The following is a 12,033-nucleotide window of genomic DNA, read 5'->3' as shown; positions in this document are numbered from 1 at the left end:
GCGCGGCCGCGACGGCCGTGGTCCTGCGCCGATTGGCGGGATTCCGGAGCCTCGCGTACACTCGTCCTCGGTACCGTGTCCGAGCGGCCGAAGGAGCATGTCTCGAAAACATGTGTGGGCTTGCGTCCACCGTGGGTTCAAATCCCACCGGTACCGCCAGTCAGAACCCCCGAGTCAGCGTCAGCTGACCGGGGGTTCTGTCGTTTCCAGCCCGCTGATCGGCCGGCGCGACGACCTCTCAGGAGGGTCCCCGAAGCGGCCTCCGAGTGGCACCGGCACAACGAGGGGTGCTCATGGTTGCGCTGCCATGCTACGGTCCTCGAGGCAGATGTTGACGTGGACATCCGGGTGATGCCGGGGTCGCACGACGGTACAAGGAGGTACCCGTGGAGATGGACAGGAGAGGGCTCTTGGCCCTCGCAGGAACGGCGGCGTTCTCGGGCGCGCTGGCGGCGGTCGCCGGGCCGGGAGCGCAGCGCGCGAGTGCGGCGACCGGGACGGCGGTCGTCGATCCGGTGCAGCGCGGGCCGGTGTGGGAGGGCTTCGGCACGGCGCTCTGCTGGTTCGCGCACCGGATCGGCGGCACCGCGACGGTGCGCGACACCTACGCGGATCTGCTGTTCGACCGCACCCGGGGGCTCGGGCTGAACATCGTCCGCTACAACATCGGCGGCGGCGAGAATCCGGCCTATCCCGGGCACATGGATCTGCGGGCCCGCATCCCCGGCTACCTCGCGTCGGCCACGTCGGCCTACGACTGGTCGGCCGATGCGAACCAGCGCTGGTTCCTCCAGGCGGCGAAGTCGCGGATCCCGGCGAGCGAGTTCCTCGCGGAGTCGTTCTCGAACTCGCCGCCCTGGTGGATGACGATCTCGGGCAGCGTCACCGGTGGCCGGAACGCCGCGGAGAACCTGCGCACCGACAGCTACGCGGCCTTCGCCCGCTACCTCGTCACCGTCAACGAGCGGTTCCGCACCGCCTGGGGCGTCGACTTCCGCACCCTCTCGCCGGTGAACGAGCCGAGCGCCGCCTACTGGACCTTCGGCAACCGCCAGGAGGGCAACCGGATGTACCCGGCGAACCAGGCGATCATGCTGCAGCGCCTCACCGAGGAGCTCGCGCGCCAGGGCTCGCCGACGCGGATCGCGGCGTCGGACGAGACGAGCATCGACGTCGGGCGCGACACGGTGAACAGCTGGTCCGCGCAGACCCGCGGGCTCGTCGGCCAGTACAACGTGCACAGCTACGAGGGCTCCGACCGGACCGGCTTCAAGAACGCCGCCCAGGGCACTCGGATCTGGGACTCGGAGCACGGCAACGGTGACGCGAGCGGCATGACGCTCTCGCAGAACATCCTCTGGGACGTGAAGTGGCTGGGCGCGAGCGCCTTCGCCTACTGGCAGGCGGTCGACTCCGGCGGCTGGGGGATGCTCGACACCGATCTCAACAACGCCTCCGCCGACCTGTCGAGCTTCACCCGCAACAAGAAGTTCTGGGCGATGGCGCAGTGGAGCCGGTACGTCCGCCGCGGCTACCGCGTGATCGGCGTGAGCGACAACGACACCGTCGCCTTCCACGACGAGGCCGGCCGGCGCGTCGTGCTGGTCACCGTCAACAACACGCCGACGGCCGCGACGGTCACCTACGACCTCAGCCGCTTCGCCTCCGCCTCCGCGACCGCCACGGGGGTGCGCACGAGCGGGTCGCAGGACCTCGCCGCGCTGCCCCCGGTGGCGCTGTCCGGCAACAGGTTCACGGCATCCGCTCCCGCGATGTCGACCACGACGTGGGTCGTCCCCTCGATGACCCAGAACTAGGAAGGAAGTTTCAACGATGAAACGACACGGACGGATCCGGCTGGCGCTGATGGCGCTGGCCACGGCGGCGCTGGTCGCGGTCTCGGGCCTCGCGCCCGCCGCGGCGGCACCGCAGACCATCACGAACGGCACGCAGTTCCTCACCACGCAGGGGCAGCCCATCCACGGGCACGGCGCCGGCCTGCTGAAGGTGGGGCAGTACTACTACTGGGTCGGGCAGAGCACCGATGCGGACAACCGCTTCATCTCGGTCCCGCTCTACCGCTCGACCGACTTCAAGAACTGGGAGTTCCGCGGCGACATCCTGACCAAGAACTCGGCGCCGGAGCTCAACGTCTCCACGATCGAGCGGCCCAAGCTGGTCTACAACGCGGCCACGAAGAAGTACGTGCTCTGGATGCACTGGGAGAACGGGCAGAACTACTGGGAGGGCCGGACCGCGGTCGCCACGTCGAGCACGATCGACGGCTCCTACGCCTACCAGGGCAGCTTCCGGCCGCTCGGCTACGAGTCGCGCGACATGACGGTGTACCAGGACGACGACGGGTCGGCGTACCTCTTCTCGTCGACGGCCATCCCGACCACGAACGCGTCGACGGCGATCTTCAAGCTCAACGCGTCCTACACGAACGTCGAGTCGTTCCAGGGCCTGCACTGGGAGAACCAGTCCCGTGAGGCTCCGACGATCTTCAAGCGCAACGGCGTCTACTTCGCCCTCTCGTCCGGCACGACCGGCTGGAGTCCGAACCAGAACAAGTACTCCACGGCCACCAGCATCACCGGCCCGTGGACGACGCCGACCGACTTCGGCGGCCCGACGGGCAACCGCTCGCAGCCGACCTACGTCGCGACCATCAGCGGCACCGCCGGCACGTCCTACCTCTACATGGGCGACCGCTGGGCGGGCGCCAACAACGGCGCGGTGAACGACTCGACCTACGTCTGGCAGCCGCTGCGCTTCCCGACGAACACGTCGGTCGCGATGCCCGAGGTGGACGGCGTGGTCGTCGACACGGCGGCCGGAACCGTGAACGCCGCACCGGCGCTCGCCCGGTCGACCATCAAGTCCGCGTCGAGCTCGCTCTGCGTGAACGTGGCGGACGACTCGACCGCGACCGGCTCGAAGGTCGTCCAGTGGACCTGCGGGAACGGCTCGAACGCGGTGTTCGCCCGCGCTCTCAACGGCGGATACGTGCAGTTCCAGACGCAGCACAGCGGGCTCTGCCTCGCGCAGTCCGGGAGCTCCGGCTCCGGCGGCGCGCTGGTGCAGGCCTCGTGCTCGTCCGGGGCGACGACGCAGTGGCAGCTGAACGGTCAGACGATCGTGAACCGCGCGAGCGGCGCCTGCCTCGACGTGCCCGACGAGAGCACCACCGCGGGCAGGCAGCTCGGGACCTGGACCTGCAACGGGCAGGCCAACCAGAGGTGGAGCCTCGTCGCCTAGCTGAGGCCTGGGGTCGCGGCAGGGAGAACGACGCGCGCGACCCGGCGTCTCACCCGGGGGTTGGCGGACCCAGCGGGTCCGGTCCCGTCCACCCCCACCGGAACCCCCGATCGGCGCGAGCCGGCCGGGGGTTCCGTCGTTCCCGGAGTCAGCGCGCGGCGGGTGCGCGGCGCGCGGCGACGGCGTGGGTGAGGAGGGTGGCGACGATGCCGACGGCGACGCCGATCGCGGTCTCGAGGGCGCGGTCGCGCAGCAGGACGAACTCGTCGGTGTGGTGGGCGAGCTCGACCATGAGGATCGCCAGCGGGGTGATCAAGGCGAGGGTGAGGCCGTAGTTGCGGCCGACGACGAGCTCGGCGAGCATCTGCAGCAGCACGACGACGCCGATGGTCGCGAGCGGGGACAGCGGCAGGGCGAGCAGCGCGGCGGCGATCGCGACTCCGACGACGGTGCCGAGCATCCGGTGGCCGGCCCGGACGAGGCGGGCGGTCGCGTCGGCGCCCGAGACGGCGGCGACGGCCGAGACCATCGCCCAGTAGGGGTGGCCGAGGCCGGTCGCGGTGGGGATCGCGCCGGCGATCAGCACGACGGCGCCGAAGCGGAGCATCCCGGCGCGGGTCGCGGGGCGGAGGGCGGCCGCGCGGAAGGACGGGCGCCACGGCGTCGCGGGCAGGAGGCGGGCGCGCGGTGCGGCGAGACCGCTCACTCCGACGAGGAGCGAGAAGGCGGCGGACGCGGCGGCGAGGGCGAAGGCCTCGGGGATCCGCGAGGCCTCGACGGGGACCGAGGCGCAGGCGGTGACCGCGAAGACCGGGAACAGCGGGCCGGGCGGGTGCCAGTGCAGGGCGTCGCTGAGGTAGGTGGCGCCGGCGGCGGCGATCGTGACCACCGGGATGATCAGCCACTCGCGCTGCGGCGAGAGGGCGACGGCGGTGCCGATCGTCACCATCGCGACGAGGTAGGCGGCGGCCGAGGCCTGCATCAGCAGGCGCGGGCGGTGGGTGTGCCGGCGGCCGTAGAGGGCGGTGAAGGCGCCGAAGGTGGCGTAGAGCGCGAGGTCGGTGCGGCCGAGCATCCAGAGCACCAGCAGCGGCACGGCCATCGAGACGCCGGCGCGCAGGGCGACGCGGTGCGCGCCGTCGTGCGGGCCGAAGGCGACGAGCTCGCGGGGGTGCGGCAGTGCGCTGCGGAGGGAGGGGGTGGCGGGCATCGAGGTCCTCGGGTCGGCGGGGGCGGGTCCGAGCGGCACCGGCCGGAGAGGTCGTTCACGGGTGAACCAGATATACTTTACTCGTGAATCATTCCGTGTCGAGCCCGCCATCCGACGCCGCAGCCGGTTCGGCCGCCGCGCCGGACGCGGTGGACGAGATCCGCGCGGGCTGGCAGCGGCTGCGGCCGGAGCTGGACACCGCGGCCGTCGACATCGCCGGACGGCTGATCCGCGCCTCGGCGCTGCTCGTCCGCGCGACCGAGGAGCGCCTCGCGGCCTTCGAGCTGACCCGCGGCGAGTTCGACGTGCTGACGTCTCTCCGCCGACTGGTCGAGCCGCAGTCGCCGACGACGCTGCGCACCATCGGCCTCGCCTCCGCGCCGGCCGTCACGAAGCGGCTGCACGCGCTCGAGCGCCGCGGCCTGGTGCTGCGCACCGCGAACCCCGCGGACGGGCGCGGCGCGCTGATCGCGCTGACGGCCGAGGGGACCGCGCTGGTCGACGCCGCGTTCCCCGAGGTGCTCGACGTGGAGCGGGAGCTGCTCGCAGCGGTGCCGGACGCGCTCCGCGACGACGCCGCGCGCGGATTGCGGGCCGTGCTCGCGAGCATGGCTGCGGCTCCCGAGCGGTGACCGCCCCGGTGCGCCGCGGCTACCGTGGACCCATGCGCCTGACGTCCAGCTTCACCGTGGACTCGCGGCCGCCGGTGCTGCAGCTGGTCAAGACGGCGGCGGCGACCGTCGTCACCTGGATCGTCGCCGCCCTGATCTTCCCCGGGACGCTGCCCGTCTTCGGCGCCATCGCGGCGCTGCTCGTGGTCGCCCCCAGCGTCAACCAGTCGTTCTCGAAGGCGCTGGAGCGCAGTGTCGGCGTGATCATCGGCGTGGTCGTCGGGTCGCTGATCGGCACGCTCTTCGGCGACGACAGCGCGATCGTGCTCGGCGCGATCGTCGCGGCGATCGCCGTGGGCTGGGCCGTGCGGCTGACGCCCGCCTCCGCCGTGCAGATCCCGATCAGTGCGATGCTCGTGCTCTCGGTCGGCTCGGTGACGCCGAACTACGCGGTCGACCGCATCCTCGAGACGCTGATCGGCGCGGCCGTCGGGATCGTCGTCAACGCGCTGATCGTGCCGCCGGTCACGCTCGCGCCGGCCGAGCGCGCGGTCGGCGACCTCACCGCGCAGCTCGCCGCGGCCCTGGACGATCTGGCCGACGTGCTCGAGACGAGGGTCGGCCGCGAGCGGCTGAGCGAGCTGCTGATCAACGCGCGCCTGCTGCAGACGATGCAGACCAAGGCGGAGGAGGCGATCGTGACGGGGGAGGAGTCGCTCCGCCTGAACCCCCGCCGCTCCGCGCACCGCGACCGGCTGCTGGCGCTGGACTCCGTCACCCCGCGGCTCGCGCGCATCGTCACCCGGGTGCGCGGGATGACCCGCACGGTGCACGACCTCTACGACCAGGACCTGGTGGGGGAGCCGACGATCGGGGACATCGCGGTGCAGCTGCACCGGGCGGCGCACGATCTGCGGCTGCTCGTGCAGTCCTCGGTCGCGGTGCCCGAGCCGGAGCCGATCACGGACGAGCTGCCCGCTCTCACCGCTCCGCTGGTCATCGTGACGCCGCACCCCGAGCACTGGATCCTGCTGGGGGCGCTCGCCGAGGACCTGCGGCGCATCCGCGAGGAGATCGTGGGCGAGGAGTCCTGACCGGCGGCCGCGCTCAGCGCGCGGTGGCGGGGTCGTCGAAGAGGTCCGGGCCGGGGTCGCCGTCGCCCGCGTCGGTGTCGGACTCCTGCAGGGCGGCAGGGTCGGTCGCCTCGGCGTGCTGGGTCTTGCCCTCGGCGATGAGCGAGTCGTCGTCGACGAGGATCCCGGCGAGCTCGGTCACCCGGCCGCGGATCGCGCCGAGCGGATCGTCGATCGGGGCGTCCTCCTGCGAGCGGTCGACCTCGTCGTCCGGGAAGCGGCGCAGCTCGGCCTCGTCGCGCTCGGGCTGCGGGGCGCGGGCGTGCTCGACGCAGAGCCGCGCGACCTCCTCCGCGTGGGCGTGCATCACGGAGTGCGAGGCGTCCGGGATCTCCCAGGCGCGGGCGTGCGGGATCGCCTCCGCGACCTCCTCCGCCCACTCCCGCGGGACCAGGCGGTCGTGCTCGCCGCGGATGACGAGCGTGGAGGCGCGGATCCTCGGAAGGACGTCCTCGATCCGGTACTGCATCATCTCGGGCAGCACCCGGGAGAACCAGCGCGGGCCGCAGAGCAGGTAGGCCGCGGAGGCGAGCACGGCGACCTGCACCGGCTCGCGGACACTCGACTGGAGGAAGCGCCAGGCGGCGATCGGAACGCGGCGCTCGTGCGGGTTCATCACCGGTCCGAGCAGGACGATCGTGGTGAGCCCGGGGCGCCGAGCGGCGAGCTCGGCGACGACCTGGGTGCCCATCGAGTGGCCGAGGACGACGGGGTCGTCGAGACCGAGGTCGTCGATGACGGCGCCGACGAGCTCGGCGTAGTCGCCGATCGTCATGTGGCGGGCGTTCGGCGGGTGCGGGACGCCGCCGAAGCCGGGCAGGTCGAGGGCGTGCACGGGGCCGAACTCGTTGAGCGCGGGCGCGAGCCGCTCGAAGTAGGTGGCCGCGACGCCGATGCCCGGGACGAGGACGAAGGTGCGCTCGCCGGTGTGGCCGACGGTGCTGACCCGGGCGTAGACGTCGCCGCGGCGCACGCGCAGCACGGACACGTCGGTGTTCTTGTAGCGGCGGCGCGGGTCGCGCCGGCGGGAGCGCGCGGTCGAGAAGACGTCGCGCAGGCCGTGGCGGACGCTCGAGGCGAGGGCGCGCAGGGGGCGGCCGGGATAGGGCACGGGCGCCTCCTCGGGTCGTCGTCCTCGGGTCGTCGGGCGGTACTGGTCGGGGGAGAGCCTAGGCGCTGGCCGATCCGCTCAGATCAGCATGTCCTCGGAGCGGTGGAGGATCAGCCGGGCCGGCCCGATGTGGAGGACGCCGTTGCCGAGCGGCGCGCAGCGGACGCCGCCGCGGCGCCGCATGGCCTTGAACGCGCCGGGCGCGAGCGAGACGTCCATCCAGGCGCAGGGGTTCGCCGGCCGGCCGCCCTGGAACTCGATCCGCTCGCCACCCTGCTCCACCGCGAAGGTGCGGCCCGCGAGCGCATCGATGTCGGCGCCGCGGACGATGATGTTGCGGCGGGTGTCGGCGGGGTCGAACTCCGCGTGGCCCAGCTCGGCGGCGACGTGCTCGAGCGACTCGATCGCGAAGAGGGTGACCGCGGCCGGCCGGTGCGCCCGCTGCGCGAAGTAGCGGTCGCCGACGATGCCCAGCCCCGCGCGGATCTCGATCCGCTCGGGCTGCTCGTTGCCCTCGGACGGGATCGGGCCGTCGGCCGGGCGCCCCTCGAACCGGTGCAGCGGGGAGACGACGAAGCGCACGAGCTCGATCGCGGCGGCCTCCATGCCTGCCACCGTACGCGGGCCCGGCCGCGCTCCCGCTCGATTCGCGGAGGGGCTCCCCGGCATGTATAGTCGTACCTCGTTGCGTGCGCCTCCCGGGGCCACGCGATGGACTGCGCCCGTAGCTCAACGGATAGAGCATCTGACTACGGATCAGAAGGTTGGGGGTTCGAATCCCTCCGGGCGCACTCTGGTTGAGACAGAACAGGACGGCCCGCTTCGGCGGGCCGTTCTTTGTTTAACGGCCTGAGCCCGCTGCCTCGAATCCGCCGCCCTGCCGGGTTCGCCGCGCGCTCCACCCCGCCCCCGCCCTCGCGGACTGCTTCGGCGCGCCTCGGAGCGGTGTCCCGCGACTCGCTCTTGCGGCAAAGCTGAACGCACCCCATACTCAAAACCATACGACACAAGGTTTTGGTCGTGGCGGCGCCGCACGGCGCACTCGATGACGAGAGGGAACGATCATGACGACGTCCAGCGGATCCGCAGCGGGGATGCCCTCGGGCATGACCACCGCGACAGCGACGGTGCGAGGGCACCACTCGTTCTCGGAGCCCACGCAGCCGGCGTCGAAGGGCTACGTCTTCTGGCTGCTCGCCGCGCAGCTGATCTTCTTCATCGCCCTGCTCGGGCCGGCGATCGTCGGCATCGGCCTCAAGATCCAGTCACTCGTCGACGCGGGCGAGATCGCGCAGGACGGCGCGACCGGAGCGGCGGCGATCCTCGGCGGGTTCGGCGCCCTCTTCGCGACCGTCGCCAATGTCGTCTTCGGCCGGCTCTCCGACCGCACGACCAGCCGCCTCGGGCGTCGCCGCGTCTGGATCGTGGCAGGCACGGTCATCATGACCGTGGCGTTCACGATCATGGCGCTCGCTCCCACGCTGCTGATCGCGACCGTCGGCTGGTCGCTCGCCCAGCTCGGTGCGAACATGACGCTCGCGCCCTTCATCGCCACACTCGCCGACCAGGTGCCGAAGTTCCAGCGCGGCAAGGTCACCGCCGCCCTCGGGATCGCGCAGAACGTCGGCATCCTCGGCGGCACCTACGTCGCCCAGGCGTTCGTCGACCAGCTCTTCATCATGTTCGTGGCGCCGTCGATCCTGGCGATCATCGTGATGGTCGTCTTCGCGGTCGTGCTGCCCGACAAGCGACTGCCCGTCGCCCCGCCGAAGGCGACCCTGCGCGACTGGGCCGAGACCTTCTGGGTCAGCCCGGTGAAGAACCCCGATTACGCGCTGGCCTGGTGGTCGCGCTTCCTGATCACCTTCGCGAGCTTCGGGTTCACCACCTTCCGCTTCTTCTACCTCCTCAACCACATCGGGGTGGAGGAGGGGAGCATCCCCGTCGTCATCAGCACGAGCGTGCTGATCTACACGGTGGCGTTGATCGGCGCGAGCTACTTCGCCGGCTGGCTCTCGGATCGGATCGGGCGCCGCAAGGTCTTCGTCTGGAGCTCGACCGCGCTCTTCGCGGTCGGCACCTTCGCGCTCATCTTCGTCCAGGACATCGGCGCCTTCTACGTGCTCGAGGCGGTCCTGGGCCTCGCCTACGGGATCTACGTGGGCGTCGACCTGGCGCTCGTCGTCGACGTGCTGCCGAACCCGGACGACTCGGGCAAGGACCTCGGCGTGTTCAACATCGCCAACGCGCTGCCGCAGACGCTCGCGCCGCTGGTCGGCGGGATCCTCGTCTACGTGAGCGACCCGACGGGCAACAACTACGGGCTGTGGTTCACGGTCTGCGCACTGGCCGCGGTGGTCGGCGCGCTCGTCATCCTCCCCATCAAGAAGGTCCGATAGGGCCTCCTCTCCGACGGGCCCGTCCCTCCGATTGGCCCATCACCTCCGATAGGACAGGCTGGTCGGAGACGACCGTCCTGCCCGCACCACCATCACCAGTGAAAGCGACATCGATCATGACTCTGCCCCTGGCCTCCATCCAGCTCTACACGCTGGCGAAGGAGTTCTCCGAGGACCCGAACGGCTCGCTCGAGAAGCTCGCGGCGATCGGCCTGAAGAACGTCGAGGCCTTCGACTTCGTCCGCCGCCCCGCCGAGATCCGCGCCGCGCTCGACGCGAGCGGTCTCGCCTCGCCGACCGGCCACGCTCCGCTGCTCTCCGACGAGCTGTGGACGCCGGACGGCTCCATCCCCACGCCCGCGCCCGAGGTCGTCTTCGAGGCGGCCGCGCAGATCGGCATCCAGACGGTCATCGACCCGTTCGTCTCGGCCGAGCGCTGGCTGACCGAGGACGGCGTCGCGGACATCGCCGACCGCCTGAACAAGGCCGCCGAGGTCGCCGCGACCTTCGGCCTGAAGGTCGGCTACCACAACCACGCGCAGGAGTTCATCGCCTCCTTCGACGGGCAGACCGCGTACGAGCGCTTCGTCGCGAGCACCGACGAGCGCGTCGAGATCGAGCTCGACCTGTTCTGGGCGCTGACCGGCGGCCAGGACGGCCCCGCGCTGGTGTCGAAGCTGGGCTCGCGCCTGGTCGCGGTGCACGTCAAGGACGGCGTCGTGCCGGCCGAGAACCCGTTCGCGCCCGGCGCGGCCGAGTTCGGCTCGGACACCCTCGACCAGCGCCGCCCGGGCGAGGGCGACGTGCCGCTCGTCGAGGCGCTCAAGGCCGGCGAGGGTGCGATCAAGTACGCCGTCATCGAGTACGACAACGCCCCCGGCGATGTCTTCGCGGACATCCAGGCGAGCTACGACTTCCTCGTGAAGGGCGGGTACGCGGCGTGAGCGGCCCCGTGGGCATCGGCGTCATCGGCGTCGGCGTCATCAGCGACACCTACCTCGAGAACCTGGCATCCTTCCCGGACGTGGAGGTCCTCATCGTCGGCGACCTGCTCGAGGACCGGGCGCGCAGCCAGGCCGAGAAGCACGGCGTCCCCGCGTGGGGCTCGGCCGAGGACGTCCTCGCGCACCCCGACGTGCAGGTCGTCGTCAACCTGACGATCCCCGCCGCGCACGTCGCGGTCTCTGCGGCCGCGATCGCCGCGGGCAAGCACGTCTGGAGCGAGAAGCCGCTGGGGCTGGACCGCGCCGGCACCGCGCAGCTGCTGCAGGACGCCGCGGCGAAGGGGCTCCGCGTCGGCTCGGCGCCGGACACGCTGCTCGGCCCGGGCTTCCAGACGGCGAAGCGCGCGCTGGCGGAGGGCGTGATCGGCGAGCCGATGTTCGCCTCCACCGTCTTCCAGACCATCGGCCCGGACCTCTGGCACCCGAGCCCGGCGTTCCTCTTCGCGGAGGGCGCGGGGCCGCTGCTGGACATGGGGCCGTACTACTTCACCGGGCTCGTCAGCCTCTTCGGGCCGGTCGAGCGGGTCGCGGCCCTCGGGCGCAAGAAGCTCGAGGAGCGGGTCATCCGCTCGGGGCCCGATGCGGGGACGACGTTCCCGGTCGAGGTGCCGACCTCGCTGCAGGTGCTCACCGCGTTCGCGGCCGGGCAGCAGGCGTCGAGCCTGCTGAGCTTCGACTCCGCGCTCGAGCGCCACGGCGTCTTCGAGATCCACGGCACGGAGGGGTCGCTCGTGATCCCCGACCCGAACCAGTTCGAGGGGCGCACGGCGTACCTCAAGGCACGCACCTCGATCAGCGACGGCGAGTGGGGCGAGCCGGAGTGGATCGAGGTCGAGCAGCAGGGCACGGTCGTCGGCCGCGGTCTCGGGCTGCTCGACATGGTCCGCGCGATCGCCGAGGACCGGCCGCACGTCGCGACCGGCGAGCTCGGCTTCCATGTGCTCGACGTCATGCTGTCGGCGCAGGAGTCGGTCGAGAGCGGCGAGTTCGTCGCCGTCGGCAGCTCGCTGGCCGCGCCCGTGCCGGCGGTGCCGGTCGACTTCGACCCGTTCGCGCAGACGCTCTGACCGTCTGACGGCGGTGGCCGCCCCCGCGCTCCTTTCGGAGGGCGGGGGCGGTGTCGTTCGCGAGGGTCTCGATACGCCGCTGCGCGGCTACTCGACCAGCATGGAGGGGGCCGCTGCGCGGCTGCCCGGCCGGCATGGAGGGGGCCGCTGCGCGGCTGCTCGGCCGGCATGGAGGGGGCCGCTGCGCGGCTGCTCGGCCGGCATGGAGGGGGCCGCTGCGCGGCTGCTCGGCCGGCA

At 71.9% G+C, this 12,033-nt stretch carries 10 protein-coding genes and 2 tRNA genes; 9 read left to right on the top strand and 3 right to left on the bottom strand.

Annotation, left to right across the window (positions count from 1 at the left end; all coding sequences use genetic code 11):
• Nucleotides 1-69: 69 nt before the first annotated feature.
• The 3 genes from HQQ82_RS08820 to HQQ82_RS08810 all read left to right on the top strand — a co-directional run bounded on the left by HQQ82_RS08820 (nt 70) and on the right by HQQ82_RS08810 (nt 3,261).
• Nucleotides 70-159: transfer RNA gene (locus tag HQQ82_RS08820), tRNA-Ser, on the top strand.
• A 251-nt stretch (nt 160-410) separates the two neighbouring features.
• Nucleotides 411-1,817, top strand: coding sequence for a glycoside hydrolase (locus HQQ82_RS08815; RefSeq protein WP_173232661.1), 1,407 nt, complete (start codon nt 411-413; stop codon nt 1,815-1,817).
• 16 nt (nt 1,818-1,833) lie between these two features.
• The gene (locus HQQ82_RS08810) at nt 1,834-3,261 is read left to right on the top strand and encodes an RICIN domain-containing protein (protein ID WP_173232660.1); all 1,428 of its coding nucleotides are present in this window, start codon (nt 1,834-1,836) and stop codon (nt 3,259-3,261) included.
• A 148-nt stretch (nt 3,262-3,409) separates the two neighbouring features.
• Here the strand turns inward: HQQ82_RS08810 and HQQ82_RS08805 are convergent, their stop codons facing one another.
• Nucleotides 3,410-4,471, bottom strand: coding sequence for an FUSC family protein (locus tag HQQ82_RS08805; protein ID WP_173232659.1), 1,062 nt, complete (start codon nt 4,469-4,471; stop codon nt 3,410-3,412).
• Between the two features lie 83 nt (nt 4,472-4,554).
• On the opposite strand from HQQ82_RS08805, the gene HQQ82_RS20555 reads away from it, so the two are divergent.
• Together HQQ82_RS20555 and HQQ82_RS08795 are read left to right on the top strand one after the other, a co-directional pair.
• Nucleotides 4,555-5,103, top strand: a complete 549-nt coding sequence (locus HQQ82_RS20555) for a MarR family transcriptional regulator (RefSeq protein WP_173239169.1) — start codon at nt 4,555-4,557, stop codon at nt 5,101-5,103.
• Between the two features lie 32 nt (nt 5,104-5,135).
• Nucleotides 5,136-6,176, top strand: a complete 1,041-nt coding sequence (locus HQQ82_RS08795; protein WP_173232657.1) for an aromatic acid exporter family protein — start codon at nt 5,136-5,138, stop codon at nt 6,174-6,176.
• A 13-nt stretch (nt 6,177-6,189) separates the two neighbouring features.
• Here the strand turns inward: HQQ82_RS08795 and HQQ82_RS08790 are convergent, their stop codons facing one another.
• Together HQQ82_RS08790 and HQQ82_RS08785 are read right to left on the bottom strand one after the other, a co-directional pair.
• On the bottom strand, nt 6,190-7,326 hold the full coding sequence (locus tag HQQ82_RS08790) for an alpha/beta fold hydrolase (RefSeq protein ID WP_367947887.1): 1,137 nt from the start codon (nt 7,324-7,326) through the stop codon (nt 6,190-6,192).
• Between the two features lie 78 nt (nt 7,327-7,404).
• Nucleotides 7,405-7,932 (bottom strand): MOSC domain-containing protein, encoded by a 528-nt coding sequence (locus HQQ82_RS08785; RefSeq protein WP_173232656.1) that lies wholly within the window; start codon nt 7,930-7,932, stop codon nt 7,405-7,407.
• A gap of 112 nt (nt 7,933-8,044) precedes the next feature.
• Between HQQ82_RS08785 and HQQ82_RS08780 the strand changes: the two genes are divergently transcribed.
• From HQQ82_RS08780 to HQQ82_RS08765, 4 genes are all read left to right on the top strand, one after another.
• Nucleotides 8,045-8,117: transfer RNA gene (locus HQQ82_RS08780), tRNA-Arg, on the top strand.
• Nucleotides 8,118-8,390: 273 nt separating this feature from the next.
• Nucleotides 8,391-9,725, top strand: coding sequence for an MFS transporter (locus HQQ82_RS08775; RefSeq protein WP_216848425.1), 1,335 nt, complete (start codon nt 8,391-8,393; stop codon nt 9,723-9,725).
• 116 nt (nt 9,726-9,841) lie between these two features.
• Nucleotides 9,842-10,669: a sugar phosphate isomerase/epimerase gene (locus tag HQQ82_RS19905; protein WP_173232655.1), complete on the top strand. Its 828-nt coding sequence runs from the start codon at nt 9,842-9,844 to the stop codon at nt 10,667-10,669.
• Nucleotides 10,666-11,796 (top strand): Gfo/Idh/MocA family protein, encoded by a 1,131-nt coding sequence (locus HQQ82_RS08765; protein ID WP_173232654.1) that lies wholly within the window; start codon nt 10,666-10,668, stop codon nt 11,794-11,796. Before HQQ82_RS19905 ends, HQQ82_RS08765 begins: the two co-directional genes overlap by 4 nt.
• The last annotated feature ends 237 nt before the right edge of the window (nt 11,797-12,033 follow it).

The organism is Rathayibacter sp. VKM Ac-2856, from assembly GCF_013205055.1.
Lineage (GTDB): Bacteria > Actinomycetota > Actinomycetes > Actinomycetales > Microbacteriaceae > Rathayibacter.
This window is presented reverse-complemented; position numbering and strand designations above follow the sequence as displayed.